A 23,685-nucleotide genomic window follows, 5' to 3' on the forward strand; every position below is an offset into this window, starting at 1 on the left:
AAATTGGTGCGCTGAATATAGATATTTAATTTATTTCCCCCTCATTTTTTGATGGCGACTTTGTGTTACCCCTTCCGCTTTTAAGCATCTTTATTTAAAAGCGATATGGTTTTGGTATCTTTGCGCTCTTTATATTTTTTAAATGGTGTGGGCAGAAAAATTCAAGCTTAAAAAGCAACTAATAAAATCGGTAACTGAAGCAGGGTTTAATACCCCTAAAGAAATACAGCTAAAAACGCTGAACCGCATAATTGGCGGTCAGGATGTGATAGCTGTAGGCCCTGAGGGTTGCGGTAAAACAACAACTTATGTTTTGAGCACAATAAACCGCTTTAACCATGATGCCGAAGGTGTGCCCAGAGTTTTAATATTAGCACCAGATCAGGAAAAGATATTTGGTATTGTTGCCCAGTTTGAGCAGTTGAACCGTAATAAATCATTAACAATTGTTAGCCTGCATGCCGGTACCACTACCGAACAGCAAATGGATGAACTGGCCGATGGTGCCGATATTGTAGTGGCCACCCCGGACAGGGCCCGTGCTATTTACCTGAAACTCGGCCTTAACCTAAACAAAGTTGAGCTGCTTGTAGTTGATGATGCACAGCAGATAGTTAAAAAAGGTTTGCAGTTACCCGTTGTTGAACTGGCCAATAGCATTGGTAAGGCGCAGCACCTCGTATTTAGCGAAGTTTTGCATGATAAGCTGAATAAAATGATAGAGCCATTTATGCAATTACCTGCTATAATTGAGGTAGAGGAACTTCCTGAGCAGCAATTGCCTACGCACCAGCAGATGCTGTATCATGTACCAAATTTTGGCACAAAGCTAAACCTGCTGAACCTATTTTTGTACGATGATGAACTATTTACCAAAACAGTGGTTTTTGCCAATACCCGCCAAACTGCCGAGAAGATCTATAAAAGCCTGGAGAACCGCATGCGTAACGCGGTTGCTGTGCTTAACCCTACCTTTTTTGAGTATAACGGCGTTAAGGACATCAGTGAGTTTAAGGCTAATGCCGAATTGCGTGTATTAGTTATTGCTAATGAAGGTACGGAAGAAGTTGACCTGCAGAACATCCCCTTTATTATACATATTGATTTACCGCTGGATAAGGATATATACATTAACCACGTAGTGAACCATACCGCCGATGCAGATGATGAAACCCTTGCGTTAACCTTTGCTACCGACCTTGAACTGGACCAGGTACGTAAAATAGAAAATACAACCGGCCAGAAAATGCAAAAGGCAGATCTGCCGGAAGAACTGATCATAGAAAAGGACCGCAAGGCAAAGGATACCGAAAAAGAAAAACAACCTGCAAAGGTTGATCCTAACAAATATGTACCGGGCGAGGCTTTCCACGAAAAGAAACCTGAAAACTCAAAAACTTATAACTTTAGTTCGGGTTATAAGGCAAAACTGAATAACAAGAAGAAGCACTAAGCTTTTTCAGAAGGCATATCTTTATAAAATTCAATATATAACTCCTCAACCTTGGTACGTGCCCAGGGTGTTTTGCGCAGGAATTTTAAACTGGAGTTGATACTCGGGTTATCCAAAAAGCAATTGATACGGATGCGGTAGCCCATTTCTGCCCAGCCCAAATGAGCCACTAAAGCATTTAGTATAGCTTCTAATGTTTTACCGTGTAGCGGATCTTTTGATTTTTGCTGCTCCATGCCTGCAAAAGTACAATTTTCTGATGGCGGATATTACAGCTTAACCGGTTTCATTTTTGGGGTGATAAGATGCATAATTAACCAGGCCAGCAAATACGCACAGGCACACATGGAAAAAATAATGTTATATCCCGCGGTTAAATTACCTGCCTCTTTATAGGTTTCTAAAATAAAGCCTATCAGTAACGGGAAAAATATTCCACCTACAGAACCTGCCATGCCACCAATGCCCACCACAGAGCTTATTGCCTGCTTAGGGAACATATCTGATGCGGTAGTGAATATATTAGCGCTCCAGGCCTGATGCGCCGCCGCAGCAAGGCTAATTAACCCCACAGCCTGCCAAACATTAGTAGCGTACCTTGCGCCAAAGATGGGCAGTACACAGAGAGCAAACAAAAACATGGCCGTTTTACGGGCTTTAAACACCGGCATGCCGCGTTTTATAAACCAGGAGGATAAATACCCGCCGCCAATACTGCCTACCGTGGTAGCCGTGTAAACCAGCACTAAAGGCAAGCTCGGCTTTTTAAGATCGAGGTTAAAAGTAGTGGAGAAATACGACGGGAGCCAAAACAGGAAAAAATACCAGATAGGATCAGTCAATAGCTTACCCACAACAAATGCCCATGTTTGCCTTACGCCAAACAGTTGCAGCCATTTTATTTTAACAGGCGGCACTTCACTTTCGCCAACCGTTTCTACATTATCACTATGGATAAATTCAAATTCTTCTTTTGAGATCTTTTTGTGGCGTGCAGGTACTTCATAAATAAACCACCAGAATATTAACCATACAAAACCAATAGCACCGGTAATAATAAAAGCCATTTGCCAGCCGTAGATCCCTAAGATCCAGGGTACCATTACCGGGGCCACAACCGCGCCAATATTAGCACCCGAATTAAATATACCTGTAGCAAGGGCCCGTTCCTTTTTTGGGAACCATTCTGCCACCACTTTTATAGCCGCCGGAAAATTCCCCGATTCACCTAAACCTAAAGCAGCCCTTACCACACCAAAGCCAAAAGTTGTTTTTACAATGGCGTGCAGCATTGCTGCCAAACTCCATACTATTAAAGAAATAGTATAGCCCAGCTTTGTACCAATCTTATCAATAAAGCCACCAAAAGCAAGTAAACCAAGGGCATATGCAGCAGAAAACGCCATAACTATATGGCTGTAGTCTGTCTCCGTCCAGTTAAACTGAACTTCGAGCGTGGGTTTTAGTAAACCAATAACCTGCCTGTCCAGATAGTTTATAGTTGTTGCGAAGAACAATAATATTACTACTATCCACCTGTAATTTTTTGTTTTGGTTTCTGCCATGCTACTTTACGGTTAATATTATTTACTTAATTGTACTAATTGTAAAGCCTTAACCGTATCGTTATATAATTGGTCGTACAGTTTATTATCCAGCACGTTCTTGCTGATGAGTTTACTACCCATGCCTACCGCGCAAACACCCGCACGGAACCATCCGGCAATGTTGCCCGCCTCAATTTCTACCCCACCTGTTGGTATGAATAGCTGCCCCTGAAACAGGTCCCTGATTGATGATACAAAGGCGGGGCCTAATATATTAGCCGGGAAGATCTTGATCAGCATGGCCTTGTGCTGCTGCGCCTGGTGGATCTCTGTAGGCGTCATACAACCGGGGATATACAGCATTTTATACTTATCTGCAACCTTAGCTACAGCTGCATCAATAATTGGCGATACAATAAAATCGGCACCTGCGGCTACAAAAGCTTCGGCCTGCGCTTCGGTTTTAATAGTACCTATACCTAAGTTCATATCGGGCATTTCGGCTTTAACCACCTTGCTGATGATCCTGAAATTATCAAGCGCTTCTTTACCTCTGTTAGTATATTCCAGTACCCGCACCCCTGCTTTATAAAGCGTACGGATCACTTCTACACTTACACCGGCATCTTCATAAAAAAATAAGGGCAGCATACCCTGCACCAAAATGCTATCTAAAACGGCTTCTTTACTCTTCATCCTTGTATAGTATTATTAATTTCCTGAACGGTTTGTGTAGTGGCATCGCTTGCTATGAATAGTTTTTGGAAAGCAGCCGCGGTAGCAAATTCTAAAATTTCCTGTGCCCCAAAGTGGTTATAAAACCCGTAGATGAGCCCCGCCATAAAGCAGTCGCCTGTGCCTACTTTAGCAACTATTTCATTAGTGTGATATTCGTGTGAACTATGAAATTCGCCTTTATAATATAAGGCTGTGTAGTAATCAATATCGCCGGTTGCATCAAACCTGAATGTGTTGGCTACGGCTTTGCATTTTGGGTATTGCGCTACTATTCTTTGTGATGACGATAAGGCTTCTTTCAGGTAAATACTCTTTTGTCCCGATTCATGGATATCGCCTAAAACTTCAATTCCCAACATTTGTTCCGCTGCCCAAATATTGCCCATTATGATATCACAATACTTTGCCAACTCCGGCATAACATCCTGTGGATGTTTACCATACTGCCATAATTTAGAGCGATAGTTTAAGTCGACCGAGATAGTAATACCCTTTGCCGATGCTGCCTGTAAAGCCTCTAAACATACATCTGCAACCTGCTGACTAATGGCCGGGCAGATAGCGCTGAAATGAAACCAGCTAACCCCATCCAATACCTTATCCCAATTGATCATACCCGGTTTAAGGTCTGCAAAGGCGGAATTTGCCCGGTCATAGATCAGGGCATCATGCTTCAGATCTTTACCCTTTGTAAGATAATAAATACCGATCCTGTTACCATGATAGTAAACCGGCGAGGTATCAACGTTTTTCTTCTCCAGATAATTAACGATCTGTGCCGACATGCCATTCTCAGGCATCGCGGTAAAATATTTTGAAGGCACATCCCATAAGGCAAGCGCGTTGGCTACATTCAGTTCGGCACCGCCAATAAAAAAGGGTAGCACATTATCATTTAACCATTCGCCATCTGCATCGGGCACTATCCGCAGTAATATCTCACCAAATGATAATACGGCCCCTTCTTTAAAATTTTTATCAGATAGATAGTCCATTATTTCTTATCAAAATCAAAGTAATTTTTCGCGTTAAAGTAGCAGATATCCTGTACTATTTTACCCGTCCATTGTATATCGTTTGGCAGTTCGCCATTTTCAATATCATCACCTAACAGGTTGCACAATATCCGCCTGAAATACTCATGTCTCGGGAACGATAAAAAGCTGCGTGAATCTGTAAGCATACCAACCAGGCGGCTTAGCAGGCCCATGTTTGATATCGCGTTCAGTTGCTTTATCATACCATCCTTTTGATCTAAAAACCACCATGCCGACCCAAACTGGATCTTACCGGCTATAGAGCCGTCATTAAAATTGCCGGCCATTGTGGCCATCAGTTCGTTATCCGCCGGGTTAAGGTTATAAATAATAGTTTTGGTGAGCCTGTCGTCGGCATCCAATCTATCTAAAAATTTGGATAAGTTCCGCGCCTGTGAAAAATCACCTATAGAATCGCGGCCCGTATCCGGCCCCACTTGCCTTAAACCACGTGAGCTGTTGTTGCGTATTGCGCCCAGATGGTATTGCTGAACCCAACCTTTTTCATGATCCCAAAGGGCAAAATGATACAACATGGCCGATTTGAATTTACCTCTTTCTACCGGGGTTAATACTTGCTCCTGCCTTATTTTGTTAAAAATAGCCACTATCTCACTATCGGTATACTCATCAGCATGTAACCGTTCTAAACCATGATCCGATACGCAGCAGCCATTAGCCGCAAAATAATGATGGCGTTTCTTCAGCGCATGTAAATAGCTCTCAAAGCTATTAACCACCGTATCAGCTACTATCTCCAGTTGGTTGATATAAGCATTAAGCACTTTAGTGTCATCGCAATTCATGGCCTTATCCGGCCTGAAGGCCGGCAACACCTTTACACCAAAGTTGTCCTGTTTTATTTTTTGATGATACTCCAGGCTATCCAATGGATCATCAGTAGTGCAAATTACTTCTACATTGCGGCCGGTAATAAGTTTGCGCACCGTATAGTCCGGGCTTTGCAGCTTTGCTGTACAATCGTTATAAATATCATTGGCGGTGCCGGGCATTAACCTTGAGTCGATACCAAAATACCTTTGCAGCTCCAGGTGTGTCCAATGATATAAGGGGTTGCGCAGCGTGTAAGGCACTGTGGCTGCCCATTGCTCAAATTTTTCTTTATCGGGTTTGTTACCGGTAATATAGCTTTCGTCTACCCCATTGGCACGCATTGCCCGCCATTTGTAATGATCGCCGTTGAGCCATACCGCGGTAAGGTTGTCAAAATTAATATCATTAGCTATTTGGTCTGGTGGTAAATGGCAGTGGTAATCAATAATAGGCATATCAGCCGCATAATCATGATAGAGGCGTTTGGCAGTATCTGTTTGCAGCAAAAAATCCTGGTCAAGGAAGTTTTTCATAAAAGGTTTACAATTTGCAGGGAAACTGTAATTATAGCGTTATTCTGCCAAAAAGCCCAATATTTTTGTCGAAATCGTTGTAGTAACTATTTGTTGGAACCGGAAACAAACGAGCCAGGTACATCTGAGGATAGGCCCCCGTTCCTTAATGGCATGCCCTGTAACAAAAGAAGCTGTCCCTTATGAAACAGCTTCTTTTATTTTATCTTAATTTACTCTACCGGATCTTCGTCAGGATCGGGTTTGTAATTCTTTTCTAATTCGGCCAGTTTTTCTTTACCGTAGGCAAATTTGGTAATGATGTAGAACAGCACCGGTACAATAAATATAGCCAGCGATGTTGCTGCAAGCATACCACCAAATACGGTATAACCTATGGTTTTCCTTGCTACAGAACCTGCACCAGATGCAAACAATAATGGTACAACACCTAATATAAATGCCATAGATGTCATGATGATAGGCCGCAAACGGAGCCTTACTGCCTCTAAGGTCGCTTTCTCCAGCTCCACACCCCTATCCACACGTTCTTTGGCAAACTCTACTATCAAAATGGCGTTTTTGGCGGCCAAACCTATTAACGTTATTAAGCCTATTTGCGCGTAAACGTTGTTGGTAAGATCCGAGTTAAAGTTCAGGAACAATATGGCACCAAATGCACCAAGCGGTACGGCTAACAGTACCGAAAATGGTACCGACCAGCTTTCATACAGCGCTGCCAGGAACAGGAATACAAAGCCAATAGATAATGCAAAAATGTAAACAGTTTTTGAGCCGGATAACAACTCTTCGCGGCTTAAGCCCGAAAACTCATAACCGTAACCTTGAGGCAGGGTTTGTGCCGCAACCTCTTTTAGCGCGGCAATAGCATCGCCGCTACTGTAACCCGGCTTGGTGCTACCGTTAATTTCTGCAGATCGGAACAAATTGTAATGTGATATTAACGGAGCATTCTCAATAACTTTATAGGTAGTTAAGGTGCTTAACGGCACCATTCCCCCCGCTGAGTTACGAACAAAGTATTGCCCTATGTTTTCAATATTTGTACGGTAATTAGTATCGGCTTGTGCCACTACCCTGAAATTACGCCCGTAAATAGTAAAATCATTTATATAAGCGCTACCCATATAAGTTTGCAGGGCATTGTTCACATCAGATACCTGTACACCTAATTTTTTGGCCTTTTCACGGTCAATGGTTAACTGGTAAGCAGGCGTATGTGCCCCAAAAAAGGTGAACGCTCTTGCAATTTCGGGTCTTTTATTTACGGCTGCGGTAAAATCATTAAGCACTTTCTCAAAGTTCTTAATATCGCCCCCCGCTTCTTTTTCTTGTAATATGAACGAGAAACCACCTGTATTACCTAAACCGGGAATAGCCGGTGGTGATATAACAACTACGCTGGCTTCTTTAAACCTTGCTAATTTTTGTTGTAAAGTTGCTATAACCCCATTTAACTGGTCTTGCTTTTCTTCACGCTCGTCCCATGGTTTTAGCTGTACAAATATGGTTGCACTGTTTGATTTTGTAGCAAAGTTAACCGCGTTTAATCCGCCGAGGGCAGCATAGTGGTTAATTGCCGGTACGCTATCAAGTACAGCCATCATTTGATGTAAAACAGTTACGGTTCTTTCTGTAGATGAGCCTTCGGGCAGGTCATATGTTACATATACACGGCCTTCATCCTCCAGCGGAATAAATCCTGATGGCTTGCCTCTGAACAATAATATTGTACCAACAACAATGCAAACCAATACAATGATCACAAATTTTGAATTTTTAATACCCCTATCTACAGATTTTCTGTAGCGGCCGGTAACCTTCTCAAACCATCTATTGAATTTAAAGAACAATTTGTTTAAACCAGTAGATTTCTCATCTATTTTATGGGGGCGTAATAACACGGTACACAAAGCAGGTGTGAGTGATAAGGCCACAAATGCCGATATCAAAACCGAAATAGCAATAGTAATGGCAAACTGCTGATAAAGCCGCCCCACAATGCCCGGTACAAAACCTACCGGTACAAACACCGCTGCAAGGATCAGGGCAATGGCAATAACCGGTGCCGAGATATCTTTCATGGCATGACTGGTAGCTTCCTTGGGGCTCATACCCTTCTCATCCATATAATGCTGCACGGCCTCAACCACCACAATGGCATCATCCACCACAATACCTATAGCTAGTACAAAACCAAACAGTGTTAGTGTATTAATAGTAAAGCCAAGCGGTATAAAAAATATGAACGTACCTATAATAGATACCGGGATAGCCAATACCGGGATAAGCGTTGTACGCCAGTTTTGCAGGAATAAAAATACCACCACAATAACCAGTGCCAATGCAATAACCAATGTTTCAATTACCTCATCCAATGAAACCTTTACCACAGTAACAGACTCAAACGGAACCACAAAATCCACATCAGCCGGGAATGATTTTTTAAGCTCCTTCATGGTGGCAGTAACATTATCGGCCGTTTCAATGGCGTTACTACCGGGTGCCTGATAAATTAACAGGTACGATGCTCTTTTACCATCAACAAATGAATTACCTGCATAGTTAAACTTACCCAACTCTACCCGCGCCACATCTTTTAAATGTACTATCGCTCCATTACTGGGTTGTGTTTTAACAACAATATTCTCAAATTCGGCCTTGCTGGTTAAACGGCCTTTTACTAAAACTGTGTATTCAAAGGTTTGCCCTTTCATTTGCGGTGTGGCACCAACTGTACCCGCTGCAACCTGCGCGTTTTGTTCCTGCAGCGCGGCAGTAACATCCGCCGATGTCATATTTAACGCGGCCAGTTTATCCGGCTTAAGCCATATACGCATACTAAAATCATCAGCACGGGTAAACACGTCACCCACACCTTTGGTACGCAGCAATGCATCCTTTATAAATACGTTAGTGTAGTTGTCAACAAAAGTTACATCATGGCTTCCCTTTGGCGAAAACATAGCTACCAGCATTAATATACTTGGGTTACGTTTACGTACCACTAAACCAAGGCGCTGCACTTCCTGCGGTAATGTAGGCTGTGCTATACCCACCCTGTTTTGTACATCAAGCGCGGCATTATTAATATCAGTACCTACCTCAAAGTTAACGGTCATGCTCATTTGGCCGTTGCTGGTACTGTTACTTTGTAAATAGGTCATGCCCGGGGTACCGTTTACCTGCACCTCAACCGGTGTTGCAACGGTTTGCTCAACCGTTAAGGCATCCGCACCCGTATAGTTACCTGTTACCTGTACAGTTGGCGGCGTAATTTCAGGGTACTGCCCAATGGGCAAACTCATTATTGCCAAAATACCAACTATCACAATAACCAGAGATATTACTATGGCGGTTACCGGGCGTTTTATGAAAGTATCTGCGATCATTATTTTGTCTTTATCTTAAATATTTTCCGGGAAAAGAATTCCCTGTTAGCTTTCTGCAGGATCTTAATCCCTTACTTTGCCGGAGCGGTACTTTTATTATCCTTACCACCTGCTGCACCAGCTGCTGATGGCGGCGGCCCTAAAGTGATCTTACCTCCATCACGTAAGCGCTGGAAACCATCGGTAACAATTTTTTCGCCGGCTTTTAATCCACTCGTAATTACTACATTACTCTGTATGCGCGGGCCTAAGGTTACCTTACGTTGTTCGGCTATAGTATCTTTAGATACAAACACAAAAAATTCGCCCATTTGCTCGGTAATGGCTTTATAAGGTATTTGTACGCGGTTGCCCGAGTTATCATTCAACACCTGTAATACGCAGCTCATACCATCTTTCAACTCATCTTTCTCATTTGAGAACTGGATCCTCACTTTAATAGTACCTGTCTGGTTACTTACACCACGGTCAATGGCAAATACCTTCCCGGTTTTCTGATAAGAACTGCCATCAGAAAGCTGCAAACGGAATGTGGTATCGGTGCTGCTTTTTTGCAGTTTGTAAAAACGGTCAATATCCTGCTCGTTTATTACCACATCAACACCAATTGGGTTACCTGTAGATATTGTATTTAACAAGGTAGTACCTGGTGAAACCTGTGCACCTAGTTTAACTTGTGATATACCTATACGCCCGGTAAAAGGCGCTTTTATAGTTGCATAAGAAAGATCTGTTGCCGCTGATGCCAGGGCTGCCTGCGATACCGCTACCTGGCCCTTGCTTGTTTCATAAGCGGCAGTTGCCTGGTCAACCGTTTGGCGTGCTACCGCATCGTTCTTCAGTAACATATTATAACGGTCAACATCTTTTTGGGCTTTAATTAAGTTTGCGTTAGCACTGCTAAGGTTAGCCCTTGCCTGCTCATAGGCTGCCACATATTTACGGCGGTCTATTTCATATAGCGGGGCGCCTTTAGCTACTACACTACCTTCTTTGAAAAATATCCCGGTAATAAAGCCGGCAACCTGGCTGCGCAGTTCAACTGAATTTAATGATACCACTTGTCCCTGATATCTGTCATAATAAAGGGCATCGGCATTTTTAACTTCGGCAACATTTACAGGCGTTGGCGGAGGAGCTGCATTTTGCTGGTCAGACTTGCTTTTGCAGGCTGTCCATAATAACAATGTTATTGCGGCTATGCAGTAAGTATATTTATTTTTCATTCTCAATATGTTGTTCGTTCGTTTAATAGCTGTTATTCGGCCTGCAAAATACCCAGTGAGCGCTGCAGGTCAATTTTACTTGATAGTAGTTGATATAATGCGTTATAGTAATTTAACTGAGCGGTACGCAGATCGGCCTGTGATACAATTACATCCAGATAGGTTTTAATCCCTTCCCGGTATTGCAGCTCAACCACTTTGTATACATCAGTAGCAAGGTTAACATTTTCCTTTAACACCTGCCAGTTATTATAATTGCTTTTGTAGGCCGATAAAGAGGCTACGTATTCTGAATTTATGGCGTTGCGGCTATTTACCAGATCCTGGTCATTACGCTCAACCTGTAAACGTGCCTTGCTCAAGTTTTGCAAACGCCTGCCTCCCTGAAAAATTGGAAATGTTAATGATAACCCGGCAAATGATGTTGGATAACCATTACTATATAATTTAGAGAAGCTGTCATTAAAGTAGGCCAAACTATAACCGCCTATTGCCGATAGCGAAGGCAAAAAGCTCCACTTATAATAAGATACATTTAAATTAAGGATGTTCTTTTGTGTTTGCAGCTGGCGGTACTCTATACGGTTATTATAATTAATAGCCTGGTTGGTATCAATTAACGCTTCTACCTGTAATTTAGCGGTATCATAAGAAAGTACCAGCTTTTTATCGGGGTTTAAACCCATTACTTGCTTCAGGTACGCGTTTTTGCTTTTTATAGCCTCTTCGGTTGTTTTACGTGTGGCAAGTGAATTATTTAAAGCGATGGTTGCTTGTTTGTAATCGGTTTTATCAACCACACCGGCCTGGTAGCGCGAATAAGCATCTTTTAAACTGCGGCGGAGCCTTACTATATCCTCATTAATAATTTCAAGCTGGCGTTGCGATAGTAAAACATCATAAAATGCCTTGCTTACATCTGAGGCAAGATCTATTTTACTGCTTTCGGTGCTTTCCTTAAAATATTTTCGTGAGTATTTAGATGCACGCGATGCCAGCAATACATCATTATTATATAGAACCTGGCTGGCTTGTAACCCCAGGTTTGAAACATTATGGGCTACTGCTAAATTTGGCTGAGTACCCCCTCCTCCTGTGCCGGCACCACCTGCAACAACCGCAGGCCTTTGAAAATAATGCTGATACTGGCCTGTTGTACCAATTTGCGGCAACCAGTCTGATAAACCTATCCGGATATCTCTTTCATTTATTTGCTCATCAATATAAGCCTGCTTTAATAGCGGCTGATTTTTAAGGGCAAAATCAATACTTTGTTTTAAAGTAACTACGGCAACAGATGTATCAGAAATGTTTTGGGCAAATACTGCAAGCGGTAAAAAAAACAGTATATTAGAAATAAATATGTAACGTAGTTTTTTCATAAGGGCAGGGATACTATCAAAACGAAATCAATAAAGAATAGTTCTTTTTAATTTCATAATTTTATTTAATAGAGGATTGTTCACGAATATGACACTAATCTAAATCAATTAAAAATCAACAACAAAATTTTTACCTTATTAGGAGAATTAAATGATAATTGGCACGATTTTTTAACTTTTTTTTATGAAAATGAAAAATTGTAATGTCCCTTTCATAAAAATTTAATTAATTTGCCTGATGAGAGTAAAGTGTACACTATTAATTTAGTGTGAAAAAATTTACATTTCTCATGCAAGAGATAAGCTTATTCATGGTATTTTTACAAAAATTTTAAGCAGTGTTAATAAATGATTAAAAAATTACACGAGAAGATTGCCCAGTTCCAGGATGCAAATATGATCCGGGCACAGGGACTGTATCCTTTTTTCAGGCCTATAGAATCTGGCCAGGATACTGAAGTTATTATTGATAATCAGCGTGTTTTAATGTTTGGTTCTAACTCCTATCTGGGGCTTACAAGTCATCCAAAAATAAAAGAGGCTACAAAAAAAGCAATTGACAAATATGGATCTGGCTGCGCCGGATCAAGATTTTTAAACGGCACACTTGACATTCATATTGAATTAGAGAACCGTTTAGCAGCTTTTGTTGGTAAAGAAGCTGCTGTTTTATTCAGCACCGGTTTCCAGGTTAACCTGGGTGTATTATCATGCATTACCGGCCGTAATGATTATTTGATACTTGACGAATATGACCACGCCTCTATTATTGACGGCAGCCGTTTATCGTTTTCAAAGGTTATTAAATACGCTCATAACGATATGCAGGACCTGGAGCGCAAGCTTAGCATACTGCCCGAAGAGGCTGTTAAAGTAATTGTTGTTGACGGTATCTTTAGCATGGAAGGTGATATTGTTAAATTACCGGAGATTGTTGAGCTTGCTGATAAATATGGTGTTAATATTATGGTTGACGATGCACACAGTTTAGGTGTAATTGGCCATAATGGTTCTGGTACAGCATCGCACTTTGGTTTAACTGATAAGGTTGACCTTATCATGAGCACCTTTAGTAAATCACTTGCATCGCTTGGTGGTTTTATAGCCAGCGATTATGAGACCATTGATTACATTAAGCACCGTGCACGTTCATTAATGTTTAGCGCCAGTATGACACCGGGCTCTGTAGCCAGTGTATTAGCCGCTTTAGATATTATTGAATCTGAACCAGAGCGCATTCAAAAACTTTGGGATAACACTAATTACGCTGTTAAATTATTAACAGACGAAGGTTTTGATATTGGTGCAACAGAAAGCCCTATACTACCTATATATATACGTGATAACGCTAAAACTTTTCAAGTAACTAATTATCTGCAAAAAGCAGGTGTGTTTGTTAACCCGGTTGTATCACCGGCCGTTCCGTCAGATTCATCTTTACTGCGTTTTTCATTGATGGCCACTCATACATTTGAGCAAATTGATGAAGCAGTTGAAAAACTGATAGCAGCCTTTAAAGCTGTTGGAGTAGAAAATACCATAAAAGAGAAAATATAAGATCGCTACATATTTATAACCTTACCCGATGCCACGAAAGTGGCATCATCATTTTAGCCCCCCTTATTAATAATGAAAAACATAATTTCGGTTAAGTCAAAAAAAGAACTTGGAGCTTTTATTGATTTTCCACATGATCTGTATAAAAACGATCCCAATTACGTACCGGAATTATTTATTGCTCAAAAGGACCTGTTAACCACCCATCCTTTCCACAAGCACTCATCACTGCAAACATTTTTAGCTTATGATGGCGATAAAGTTGTTGGCCGTATAGCCGCGGTTTACAATACCAGCCATAACAAGTTTAACAATGTTAATGATGGTTTCTTTGGTTTTTTTGATTGTATTAATGACCAGGAAACCGCTAACCTGCTTTTTGATACCGCTATTAGCTGGTTAAAAGAAAAAGGTGCCGAAACCATTACCGGCCCGGTTAACCCATCAACCAATGAAACCTGTGGTTTATTAATTAAAGGTTTTGATAAGCCCCCTGTGGTAATGATGACCTATAACCCCGAGTATTATATTACCCTGTTAGAAAACTACGGCTTTAAAAAACAAGCCGACTTACTGGCATGGTACTGGGAAGGCGCTAATTACAACGATAAATCTTTACAGTTACTGGATAAGCTGCAGGACCGTTTAACACGTAACAGCGGCATTACTATCCGCAAAATAAACCTGAAGAATTTTAAGCAGGAGGCCGATGCCTTGCGCGATGTATATAATAAAGCGTGGGATAAGAACCTTGGCTTTTTCCCGATGACCAACGAGGAGTTTGACTATACCGCAAAAGACCTTAAAATGATACTTGACCCTGATTTTGCACTGGTTGCCGAGCAGGATGGTAAAATTATTGGTTTTGGTGTTGCCATCCCTGATATTAACCAAATACTGCGTACAATTAAAAAAGGCCGCTTATTGCCAACGGGTATCTTTAAATTGTTGCTAAACAAAAAGAAGATAACCGGTATACGTATTATGCTGTTGGGTGTTATTGATGGTTACCGCAAAATGGGTATCGAAGCTTGCCTTTATGGCAGCATTATTAAAGAGTACAGGCGCAAAGGTTTAAAATACGCCGAAGCATCATGGACACTTGAAAAGAACGACATGGTGAACCGTGCCATTGAAGCCATAGGTGGCGATCAGTACAAAACATATAGAATATATCAAAAAGGCATATAACTCCTCCGGTATAATTAACCAGCATTATCCTTAATTTTCATCTGCTCGTAATCTTTGTAAAAATACTTGCAGCCATGATCTGAAAAACGAGTTATTTGCGTGGCAATAAAATAAGGTAAACCTATTAGCATTGGCTATGCCGCTATAATTAAACCGGATATTAATTGCACGAAAAAAAATTAATGGTTTAGGCCATTATGCATTAATAAACACTAAAATGAAAATCATGATGAGCTAACGCTCAAAACGATTAAAAACAATTCACTAAATGAAAATCAACATTAAACCTGCTAACGGTAAGCTTGGTATTTTAATACCGGGTTTAGGAGCAGTAGCTACCACATTAATTGCCGGCGTTGAGGCCGTAAAAAAAGGTATATCACAACCTGTAGGTTCATTAACTCAAATGGGAAGTATCCGTTTGGGCAAAAGAACAGAGAACCGTCATCCAAAAATTAAAGATTTTGTTCCATTGGCAAAATTAGAAGACATTGTATTTGGTGGATGGGATGTTTATGAAGATAACGTTTACGAAGCTGCTATGAACGCTAAGGTTTTGGAAGCATCTTTACTAAATGAAGTAAAAGAAGGTTTAGAAGCTATCGTTCCGATGAAAGCTGCTTTTGATAAGAACTACGCTAAAAACCTTGATGGTACCCACGTTAAAACCGGTACCCGCCATGAGCTTGCCCAGCAGGTAATGGAAGATATCAAAAACTTCCAGGCAAATAACAACCTTGACCGTGTAGTTTTAGTATGGTGCGGTTCAACCGAGATCTATTACGAAGCATCAGAAATTCACCAAACTTTAGCTGCTTTTGAGCAAGCTTTATTAGATGATGATAAACGTATAGCGCCAAGTATGATATACGCTTACGCGGCTTTAAAATTAGGTGTACCTTTTGCAAACGGCGCCCCTAACTTAACTGTAGATATCCCTGCGTTAATGGAGCTTGCTAAAGAAACGCAAACCCCTATTGCCGGTAAAGATTTCAAAACAGGCCAAACTTTAATGAAAACAATCCTGGCACCAGGCCTGGCAGCTCGTTCACTTGGTGTACACGGCTGGTTCTCAACCAACATTTTGGGTAACCGCGATGGTTTGGTACTGGATGATCCGGATAACTTTAAAACTAAAGAAGTTTCAAAACTGGGTGTGTTAGAAGATATTTTAAGGCCGGAAGATAATCCTGAGCTTTATGGCGAGATCTTCCACAAGATCCGTATCAACTACTATCCTCCGCATGGCGATAACAAAGAAAGCTGGGATAACATTGACATTTTTGGCTGGTTAGGTTACAAAATGCAAATTAAGATCAACTTCCTTTGCCGCGACTCAATCTTAGCTGCACCTATCGCTTTAGATTTAGCTTTGTTTTGCGATATGGCTAAACGTGCTAACATGAGCGGTATACAAGAGTGGTTATCATTCTACTTAAAATCGCCACAAACTGCACCGGGCTTACATGCAGAAAATGATATTTTTAAACAATTAATTAAGCTTGAAAATACATTACGTTACTTAATGGGCGAAGACCTGATCACTCATCTGGGCCTTGACTATTATGACGATATGTTTGCTAATGCATAATACTTAATATTAAAAAACCGGTTGCTGTACACTGTTGCAGTAACCGGTTTTTTTAGGAATACACTTTTCAATCCCACCAATCTCTCCTTACGGGATATTATTGGTTTTGCTGCCCCACAGAAGTATTTTCTATACATATAGTAACATTTATTAAGCCACATAGTCTATTTGGCTAATATTGTATTAAACATGGACTGCTGTAACGGCAGTATTCACTACTAATAAGTAGTATAATTTTTTTAAATTGCTAATGGCAACTTTTGTTAAAGCTCAGGCTTCATCTTGTATAGCATCGATATTTGACTTTTTGACCACAGTAGTCTGCAAGGAATTTTTTTACCTTTGGTACGTAACTGCAACACTACTTGGAACTATAGTTGGCGGTGTATTAGGCTTTGCTTTAGGCAGGGTTTGGGTGTTTAACGGTAAAGAAAAAGGCATACCCCAACAGGTGTTAAAATACCTGGTAGTATGGGGTGGAAATTCAATACTTAATACTTCTGGTGTGTTTTTTGTGACACATTATGCAGGTTTAAGCTATATAATTTCAAAAGTATTAGTTTCAATATCTGTAGGGGTAAGTTATAATTACTTCCTGCAAAAAAAGTTTGTATTTGCATAATTACGTTAAGTTTAAATGAATTTGGAAGCATCTTATAAGCACTTATTATTTATAATATTATTATTTGTAAGCAGCTCCTTATTTGCACAAAATACTATTGTAACCGGCAGTATAACCGATGGTACCAACAAACAGGCGTTACCATTTGTATCAGTAGCTTTTGTGGGCAGTACAATTGGGGTTACTACTAATAATCAGGGCTTTTATTCTATCCGCTCTACAAAACCTTACAGCCAAATTAAAGTGTCATACCTGGGTTTTAAAGATGTTATTTTAAACATAACGCCAGGTAAAGAGCAGGTTATAAATGTAAAGATGGTACCGGCATCCAAGCAGTTAAACGAAGTTATAGTCAAAACAAAAAAAAAGCCTAAATATGTTAATGACAACCCCGCTGTTGAGTTAATACGGAAGGTTATTGCCAATAAGGATAAGAACCGCCCCGAAAGCTATCAGTACGTTGAGTATAAAGAGTATGATAAGATGCAGTTTTCGCTGAGCAACTTATCTGATAAGGTAGCCGAGAAAAAACTATTCAGAAAATACAAATTTGTATTTGAAAATAAAGACAGTGTAACTTATCCGGGTAAAACCCTGCTGCCTATTTTTCTGAAAGAAAGGCTATCACAGGTTTATTATCGTAAAGACCCCGAGGCTACCAGGAGCATTTTGCTTGGAGAAAAATCGGTTGATTTTGGGCCGGGTTTCGATACCGAAGGAATAGGCCAGTACTTTAAGCATCTTTATGCTAAAATTGATATTTACGATAATAGCATAATGCTTTTAGGCAGGCAGTTTTTAAGCCCTATCGCTAACAGCGCCCCTACCTATTACAAGTTTTTTATTGCAGATACCGTAACTCTTGATAATGGCCAAAAGCTTGTTAAGCTTAGTTTTACACCGCGCAACACTAATGATATACTTTTTGAGGGCGAAATTTACATCACCCTTGATGGTAATTATGCTGTACAAAAAGATGGCCTCACTATTAATAAAAACATCAACGTTAACTTTGTGCGCAGCATGCATGTTGACCAGAGCTTTGAGCAAAATGCTGATGGCCGTTATCACCTCAGTAAAAGCAACACCTTCGCAGATTTTGGTATATCCGCGAAGCGCAAAGGCGGTTTATTTGGTTCCCGTACGTTAACTTTTAAAAATTATACGCTAAACCAACCACGGCCCGAAACCACCTATATAGCCCCGCCGGAGCTGGAAGACGAAGAAGTTAAAAATCGCCCGGAAAGCTTTTGGGCCGAAAATCGTTTAGATACTCTTACCCGGGCCGAGTCAAAAACCTATAAAAATATTGACAGCCTTGTTCATATGCCATCATTCAGGCGTACTGCCGATATTGTTAACCTGCTGTTTGCCGGTTTTAAAGGCTTTGGGAAATTTGAGGTTGGCCCTGCCAGTACATTTTACAGTTTTAACCCGGTAGAAGGGTTCAGGCTGCGTGTAGGCGGGCGTACAACGGCTAACTTCAGCAAACGTTATTTCCTGGAAGGTTATGGCGCATACGGTTTTAAAGATGAGCGTTGGAAATATTTTATAGCCGGTACCTATTCTTTAAATAACAAAAGTATTTACAGGTTTCCGCAGCATTACATTAGGGCAAGCTTTCAGCGGGAAACTAAAATACCGGGGCAGGAACTGCAATTTATACAGGAAGACAACTTTTTTTTATCTTTTAAACGAGGCCGGAATGATAAATACCTGTATAATGACATTTACCGTTTAGATTATGTAAGCGAGTATGAAAATCATTTCTCATACAAGCTGGGCTTAAAAAAAACAACGCAAACACCTACAGGCAGCTTATATCCTTTTATAAATACCCAAAACAACATATTTAATCATTTAACTACCACCGAGGCTTCTATTGGCTTGCGTTATGCACCTAATGAGCAATATTATCAGGGTAAGTTATTCCGCACACCCATCAAAAATAAATACCCTATAATTTCATTAGACTTTACAACCGGTTTAAAGAACGTTTTAGGGGGCGAATATAATTATCAAAACTTAACGGCAAGGGTAGATAAACGCTATTATATAGCGCCATTTGGCTTTGGTGATTTTACAGCCGAAGCTGGCAAAATATTTGGGCAGGTACCTTACCCCCTGCTTAATATTCATAGGGCCAACCAAACCTATGCCTACGTTGTTGACACGTACAACTTGATGAACTTTTTAGAATTTGTAAGTGATAAATCAATAAGCTTTAATATAGACCAGCATTTTGGTGGTTTCCTTTTTAATAAGGTGCCTTTATTTAAGAAATTGAAGTGGCGCGAAACCGCCTCAATTAAGGTGTTATATGGTGGGTTGAGTGATAAAAACAATCCTTCCATACATCCAAATTTATACCAATTCCCTATTGATGAAAACGGTGCGCCAATTACCTATGCCCTGGGTAGTAAGGCGTATGTTGAAGGAAGTGTTGGTATAGAAAACATTTTTAAGTTTATAAGGGTTGATGTGGTAAGGAGGTTTACCTATCTGGATCATCCCGGTATTGCAGAATGGGGCGTGCGTACCAAGGTAAAATTTGATTTTTAATATGTGTAATTTTAATTATTTTTATTGTTAAATGGAACAGCAAACTTCAATACGTACAAGCTTACAGCTTAGGATATATAAAATTATTGATCCATTTGTTAAACTGCTTATAAAGCTGGGATTAACACCAAACGCTGTAACGTCTATCGGCTTTGTTTTAAACGTGGGCGTAGCCGCCATATTTATAATTGGTGGTGAAGATGGTGACCGTGCAGACCTTACCTATATAGGCTGGGCCGGCGGCTTAATATTATTTGCCGGCTTATTTGATATGCTTGACGGGCAGGTAGCCCGTTTGGGTAATATGAAATCGGTTTTTGGCGCCCTGTATGACTCTGTACTTGACCGTTACAGCGAGCTGATTATGTTTCTGGGTATTTGTTATTACCTGGTTTCACATCATTATTTTTTAAGTTCGATATTTGCATTTATAGCTTTAATAGGCTCTATGATGGTAAGCTACGTACGTGCCCGTGCCGAAGGTTTGGGTGCCGAAAGCAAAGGCGGATTAATGCAGCGCCCCGAGCGTGTTGTTACTATTGGTGTTTGTGCCATAGCATGCGGTGTTGCCTCTACCTATATTGGTGGCGATTATAAATTATATATACCCGGTATTAAGTATCATGTGTTTGAAACTATGTCGATATTTACTTTCCCTATTGCCATACTTGCCGTATTAACTAACCTAACTGCCTTTAAAAGGCTGATGGATGCGAAAAAAGCACTGTCAGAGAACGAAGATGAATAATACCCCTATTAAGTTAACAGTATTAATATTATTCCTGTTTACTACTTTCACGTTACCGTTAAGCGCTTCGGTAAGCTTTAATAGTTTTGATAATATTACCGGTAAAGATAGTGCGGCACGTAAGAAACACGAAAAACCACTTGTGTTCCCTACCCCGCCCGCAGATGCTAACAGGCTTTTTTATATTCAGCGTACCCCAAATACCAATACATTGATATATGACCTGAATATTGATAAAAAAACCGGCAAACCACATACTGAAACACCTGTACATGCGTATTGGATAAGATATAACGAACAAGGACAAAAGGAGGAATTAAATTATATTCAGCGTAAATTTGCATATGGTTTAACAGCGAAACATTTGGGTGACGATAAATATGATATCAGATTTGTGTCATACAAAAAATTTCCGCTCACTTTAATGAAGGCAGCAGACGGAAAATATCATATCTTCGCATCTGTAGCGCAAAAGCAAATTATGCTTAACTATGTGTTCATTAAAATAGAGGGCGGTTCGTTTTGGTTGCCAAATGTAATTTATGTGGAATTGAAAGGGATAGACCCTGCAACAGGAAAAGAAATTACAGAACGTTTTAAACCCTGAGTAATTATGGCAAAGAATTTTGTTTCCAATTCACAGGAATCTGTGAGAATGTTTAAAAATAGCTTTTTAGAGAGTTTATCAAAGGTGCATTACTTTGTACCTATTATAATTTTTGTGCCGGTTATTTTGGTTTGCAGCTATTTTGCTTATGATAAGCAAATTGGTGTGCTTAACTATATCGGCCTTTTCTTATTCGGGCTTCTTGTATGGACACTTACCGAATACATTATGCACCGTTTTGTATTCCATTTTGTGCCTAAACAAAAATGGGCTTTACGCCTGCATTTTATATTCCATGGCGTACATCACGATTACCCGAGCGATGCAATGCGTTTAGTTATGCCGCCATCGGCAAGCATACCACTGGCTACCGGCTTTTATTTTTTGTTTGATGCATTATTACCGGCCAACTATATCTTCGGTTTTTTCCCCGGATTTATTTTAGGCTACCTGGTGTATGATATATCACATTATGCCATACATCACTTTAACTTTAAAGGCAGCTTTTGGAAAGCCATTAAACAGCACCATATGCTGCATCATTATCAGGATCCAACAAAAGGTTATGGCGTAAGTTCTCCTTTGTGGGATAAGATTTTTAATTCAGATTTCACTAAAAAGCAGAATGGCTAATGATGCTAATGATGATATACAGATCAATGCAAAAAATATAAGTATTGTTTCTGCTATATCTGTCGCCTATTTACTTGTATCATATTTCTTGGTAGGCTATAAGTCAGATCAATTGGTACTGCTTGGTATTTTCAACCTCTGCTTTTACGCAACAAATACCACACGCAGGTTTATACTTGGGTTTTCCATCTTTATTGTCTATTGGATCATTTTTGATTATATGAAGGCATTCCCTAATTATAATTACAATGATGTAGCAATAGGCGAACTTTATAATACCGAAAAAAAACTATTTGGCATCCATTTCAACAATAGCGTACTTACCCCTAATGAGTACCTGTATTTGAAAAGGACTAACTTTGTTGATGTTTTTTCGGGCCTGTTCTACTTATGCTGGATACCTGTACCGCTGGCCTTTGCCGCTTACCTTTTTTATCGTAACAAAGAGCAATTTTTACGCTTTGCATTTACTTTTGTACTGGTTAACCTATTGGGCTTTATTGTTTATTACGCCTACCCGGCTGCACCACCATGGTACATACAGGTGCATGGCTTTAAATTCCAGCCGTTAACACAAGGTAATATGGCCGGGCTTGCCCGTTTTGATAAGTTTTTTAATATCAACCTGTTCAAATCTATATATGCAAAAGGCTCTAATGTTTTTGCTGCTATGCCGTCATTACATTCATCTTACCCAATAATTGTGTTGTATTACGGCATAAAAAACAGGCTGGGTGTTATCAATGTGTTTTTTGCCATTGTAATGGCAGGGATATGGTTTACCGCGGTATACGCTAGTCATCACTATATATTAGATGTACTTGCGGGTATTATTTGTGCCGTTTTGGGTATTGCTTTATTTAATATTACCATTTCATTATCTGTGCTGTTAAAGAAATTCCTTTTACGATACGAGCAAATTATTCAATAAAGTAGCACAACACTAACATTATGTATACTTTTCTGTACTAATTATGGGCGTGTTAATAAGTTAAATTATGTGCATATTTAATCTTTAGTATATTTTATACGTAATAATCAGCTATCTCCGTATAAAAATTACTTACCACCACTTAATGACTCAACTATGATGTTTAGCCATTAAAACAGGCATCTAATTTGAATAGATGTTATCACACAACATAATCTGTGTTCAGATGAAGAAAATATTTACACTTGCCATATTCTTTTTATTAGCCGCACCCAAACTATTTGCTGATACGCATGATCTTGACAGTTTAAAAACAAGGCTTCAACTCACCACAATTGATTCTTTAAAGGGCGATATTTATAAACAAATAGCCGCTCAGTATTTAATGCAATACGATACCATAAAACATAGTGGGGTAAAACGCTATTACCAGGAAGAGGCCCTTAACTATACCATGCTGGCCCTCCACAACTTTAGCTTTTACGAAGATACTTTGGGTATGAGAACTTGTTTTGATTACCTGGCCAAAGTTTACCAATCTCAAAAAAAATACAGTCAGGCTAAATGGTTCCTGTTACAATCCAATAAAATTTCCCGCAGTCAAAAAGATACCATCAGTATTATTACATCACTTGTAAAATTATCAGGTGTTAAAATGGATAATAAGGATTATAAGCTGGCTATGCGCGATTTGAACGAAGCCCTGGCTTTATCCACAAAAAACAAAATCCCAAGGCTCGAGGCATCAGTACAGCAAAATTTCGCGTTTTTATACAACCGGATGAAAGATTACGAAAAAGGTGACCTTGCTTTAAAAAGGGCGACAGAAATTATTGAAACTATTAAGCCGGATGATGAGCTGAAAGCCATTGCAATGCAAACTAAGCCCACCCCCACAAAACCTAAAAAGACAGTATCTACTATCAAAAAGAAACCAATGGTAGCCGCTAAAAAGAGCGCTAAAGTAAGTTCTACCAAAAGGCTGGCATCATTATAAGATAGTGCAGTAACTACCATACAGGTTAATTATTTAAAATATTAACAAAAAGATCATCCCAATAAGATGATCTTTTTTGCGTTAAACCACAGGTAAATTATGAT

General features: G+C 39.9%; 19 protein-coding genes. 11 read left to right on the plus strand and 8 right to left on the minus strand.

Going from position 1 to position 23,685, the window contains the following annotated elements; translation table 11 throughout:
- Positions 1 to 142: 142 nt before the first annotated feature.
- Positions 143 to 1,453: a DEAD/DEAH box helicase gene (locus tag WC743_RS15990; protein ID WP_373013409.1), complete on the plus strand. Its 1,311-nt coding sequence runs from the start codon at positions 143 to 145 to the stop codon at positions 1,451 to 1,453.
- Here the strand turns inward: WC743_RS15990 and WC743_RS15995 are convergent.
- From WC743_RS15995 to WC743_RS16030, 8 genes are all read right to left on the minus strand, one after another.
- Entirely contained in the window at positions 1,450 to 1,689 is a 240-nt protein-coding gene (locus tag WC743_RS15995; RefSeq protein ID WP_373013411.1) for a VF530 family DNA-binding protein, read from the minus strand. The two genes, WC743_RS15990 and WC743_RS15995, sit on opposite strands and share 4 nt — an antisense overlap.
- Before the next feature lie 33 nt (positions 1,690 to 1,722).
- Complete coding sequence (locus WC743_RS16000; protein ID WP_373013412.1) at positions 1,723 to 3,018, minus strand: MFS transporter; 1,296 nt, start codon at positions 3,016 to 3,018, stop codon at positions 1,723 to 1,725.
- 18 nt (positions 3,019 to 3,036) lie between these two features.
- Positions 3,037 to 3,696 carry a bifunctional 4-hydroxy-2-oxoglutarate aldolase/2-dehydro-3-deoxy-phosphogluconate aldolase gene (locus tag WC743_RS16005; RefSeq protein WP_373013414.1) on the minus strand — a complete coding sequence of 220 codons (660 nt, stop codon included), beginning with the start codon at positions 3,694 to 3,696 and terminating at the stop codon, positions 3,037 to 3,039.
- Positions 3,693 to 4,733, minus strand: coding sequence for a PfkB family carbohydrate kinase (locus WC743_RS16010; protein WP_373013416.1), 1,041 nt, complete (start codon positions 4,731 to 4,733; stop codon positions 3,693 to 3,695). Before WC743_RS16010 ends, WC743_RS16005 begins: the two co-directional genes overlap by 4 nt.
- Positions 4,733 to 6,142 carry a glucuronate isomerase gene (gene uxaC, locus WC743_RS16015; RefSeq protein ID WP_373013417.1) on the minus strand — a complete coding sequence of 470 codons (1,410 nt, stop codon included), beginning with the start codon at positions 6,140 to 6,142 and terminating at the stop codon, positions 4,733 to 4,735. Before uxaC ends, WC743_RS16010 begins: the two co-directional genes overlap by 1 nt.
- Before the next feature lie 212 nt (positions 6,143 to 6,354).
- Complete coding sequence (locus WC743_RS16020) at positions 6,355 to 9,534, minus strand: efflux RND transporter permease subunit (protein ID WP_373013419.1); 3,180 nt, start codon at positions 9,532 to 9,534, stop codon at positions 6,355 to 6,357.
- Positions 9,535 to 9,605: 71 nt separating this feature from the next.
- A complete protein-coding gene (locus tag WC743_RS16025) occupies positions 9,606 to 10,760 on the minus strand; it encodes an efflux RND transporter periplasmic adaptor subunit (RefSeq protein ID WP_373013421.1) in 1,155 nt (384 codons plus the stop codon).
- Between the two features lie 32 nt (positions 10,761 to 10,792).
- Positions 10,793 to 12,142, minus strand: a complete 1,350-nt coding sequence (locus WC743_RS16030) for a TolC family protein (RefSeq protein ID WP_373013422.1) — start codon at positions 12,140 to 12,142, stop codon at positions 10,793 to 10,795.
- A gap of 348 nt (positions 12,143 to 12,490) precedes the next feature.
- On the opposite strand from WC743_RS16030, the gene WC743_RS16035 reads away from it, so the two are divergent.
- From WC743_RS16035 to WC743_RS16080, 10 genes are all read left to right on the plus strand, one after another.
- Positions 12,491 to 13,699, plus strand: coding sequence for an aminotransferase class I/II-fold pyridoxal phosphate-dependent enzyme (locus tag WC743_RS16035; protein ID WP_373013424.1), 1,209 nt, complete (start codon positions 12,491 to 12,493; stop codon positions 13,697 to 13,699).
- Between the two features lie 72 nt (positions 13,700 to 13,771).
- Positions 13,772 to 14,890, plus strand: coding sequence for a hypothetical protein (locus WC743_RS16040; RefSeq protein ID WP_373013426.1), 1,119 nt, complete (start codon positions 13,772 to 13,774; stop codon positions 14,888 to 14,890).
- Between the two features lie 268 nt (positions 14,891 to 15,158).
- Positions 15,159 to 16,481 carry an inositol-3-phosphate synthase gene (locus WC743_RS16045; RefSeq protein WP_373013428.1) on the plus strand — a complete coding sequence of 441 codons (1,323 nt, stop codon included), beginning with the start codon at positions 15,159 to 15,161 and terminating at the stop codon, positions 16,479 to 16,481.
- A 250-nt stretch (positions 16,482 to 16,731) separates the two neighbouring features.
- Positions 16,732 to 17,103: a GtrA family protein gene (locus WC743_RS16050; protein ID WP_373013430.1), complete on the plus strand. Its 372-nt coding sequence runs from the start codon at positions 16,732 to 16,734 to the stop codon at positions 17,101 to 17,103.
- A 15-nt stretch (positions 17,104 to 17,118) separates the two neighbouring features.
- Positions 17,119 to 19,665: a DUF5686 family protein gene (locus WC743_RS16055; RefSeq protein ID WP_373013432.1), complete on the plus strand. Its 2,547-nt coding sequence runs from the start codon at positions 17,119 to 17,121 to the stop codon at positions 19,663 to 19,665.
- Positions 19,666 to 19,696: 31 nt separating this feature from the next.
- Positions 19,697 to 20,413, plus strand: a complete 717-nt coding sequence (locus WC743_RS16060; protein WP_373013434.1) for a CDP-alcohol phosphatidyltransferase family protein — start codon at positions 19,697 to 19,699, stop codon at positions 20,411 to 20,413.
- Positions 20,406 to 21,020 carry a DUF4833 domain-containing protein gene (locus tag WC743_RS16065; RefSeq protein WP_373013436.1) on the plus strand — a complete coding sequence of 205 codons (615 nt, stop codon included), beginning with the start codon at positions 20,406 to 20,408 and terminating at the stop codon, positions 21,018 to 21,020. The genes WC743_RS16060 and WC743_RS16065 overlap by 8 nt, the downstream gene beginning before the upstream one ends.
- Before the next feature lie 6 nt (positions 21,021 to 21,026).
- A complete protein-coding gene (locus tag WC743_RS16070) occupies positions 21,027 to 21,653 on the plus strand; it encodes a sterol desaturase family protein (RefSeq protein ID WP_373013438.1) in 627 nt (208 codons plus the stop codon).
- Positions 21,646 to 22,584 carry a phosphatase PAP2 family protein gene (locus tag WC743_RS16075; protein ID WP_373013439.1) on the plus strand — a complete coding sequence of 313 codons (939 nt, stop codon included), beginning with the start codon at positions 21,646 to 21,648 and terminating at the stop codon, positions 22,582 to 22,584. The genes WC743_RS16070 and WC743_RS16075 overlap by 8 nt, the downstream gene beginning before the upstream one ends.
- 226 nt (positions 22,585 to 22,810) lie before the next feature.
- Positions 22,811 to 23,581: a hypothetical protein gene (locus tag WC743_RS16080; protein ID WP_373013441.1), complete on the plus strand. Its 771-nt coding sequence runs from the start codon at positions 22,811 to 22,813 to the stop codon at positions 23,579 to 23,581.
- Positions 23,582 to 23,685: the final 104 nt, after the last annotated feature.

The sequence above is a fragment of the Mucilaginibacter sp. genome (assembly GCF_041660805.1).
Lineage (GTDB): Bacteria > Bacteroidota > Bacteroidia > Sphingobacteriales > Sphingobacteriaceae > Mucilaginibacter.

Coding starts and splice junctions, on each gene's coding strand:
- WC743_RS16060 (WP_373013434.1), top strand. CDS start 19,697: ATGGAACAGCAAACTTCAATACGTACAAGCTTACAGCTTAGGATATAT.
- WC743_RS16030 (WP_373013422.1), bottom strand. CDS start 12,142: ATGAAAAAACTACGTTACATATTTATTTCTAATATACTGTTTTTTTTA.
- WC743_RS15990 (WP_373013409.1), top strand. CDS start 143: ATGGTGTGGGCAGAAAAATTCAAGCTTAAAAAGCAACTAATAAAATCG.
- WC743_RS16070 (WP_373013438.1), top strand. CDS start 21,027: ATGGCAAAGAATTTTGTTTCCAATTCACAGGAATCTGTGAGAATGTTT.
- WC743_RS16000 (WP_373013412.1), bottom strand. CDS start 3,018: ATGGCAGAAACCAAAACAAAAAATTACAGGTGGATAGTAGTAATATTA.
- WC743_RS16035 (WP_373013424.1), top strand. CDS start 12,491: ATGATTAAAAAATTACACGAGAAGATTGCCCAGTTCCAGGATGCAAAT.
- WC743_RS16055 (WP_373013432.1), top strand. CDS start 17,119: ATGAATTTGGAAGCATCTTATAAGCACTTATTATTTATAATATTATTA.
- uxaC (WP_373013417.1), bottom strand. CDS start 6,142: ATGAAAAACTTCCTTGACCAGGATTTTTTGCTGCAAACAGATACTGCC.
- WC743_RS16075 (WP_373013439.1), top strand. CDS start 21,646: ATGGCTAATGATGCTAATGATGATATACAGATCAATGCAAAAAATATA.
- WC743_RS16020 (WP_373013419.1), bottom strand. CDS start 9,534: ATGATCGCAGATACTTTCATAAAACGCCCGGTAACCGCCATAGTAATA.
- WC743_RS16045 (WP_373013428.1), top strand. CDS start 15,159: ATGAAAATCAACATTAAACCTGCTAACGGTAAGCTTGGTATTTTAATA.
- WC743_RS16005 (WP_373013414.1), bottom strand. CDS start 3,696: ATGAAGAGTAAAGAAGCCGTTTTAGATAGCATTTTGGTGCAGGGTATG.
- WC743_RS16040 (WP_373013426.1), top strand. CDS start 13,772: ATGAAAAACATAATTTCGGTTAAGTCAAAAAAAGAACTTGGAGCTTTT.
- WC743_RS16065 (WP_373013436.1), top strand. CDS start 20,406: ATGAATAATACCCCTATTAAGTTAACAGTATTAATATTATTCCTGTTT.
- WC743_RS16050 (WP_373013430.1), top strand. CDS start 16,732: ATGGCAACTTTTGTTAAAGCTCAGGCTTCATCTTGTATAGCATCGATA.
- WC743_RS16010 (WP_373013416.1), bottom strand. CDS start 4,733: ATGGACTATCTATCTGATAAAAATTTTAAAGAAGGGGCCGTATTATCA.
- WC743_RS16080 (WP_373013441.1), top strand. CDS start 22,811: ATGAAGAAAATATTTACACTTGCCATATTCTTTTTATTAGCCGCACCC.
- WC743_RS16025 (WP_373013421.1), bottom strand. CDS start 10,760: ATGAAAAATAAATATACTTACTGCATAGCCGCAATAACATTGTTATTA.
- WC743_RS15995 (WP_373013411.1), bottom strand. CDS start 1,689: ATGGAGCAGCAAAAATCAAAAGATCCGCTACACGGTAAAACATTAGAA.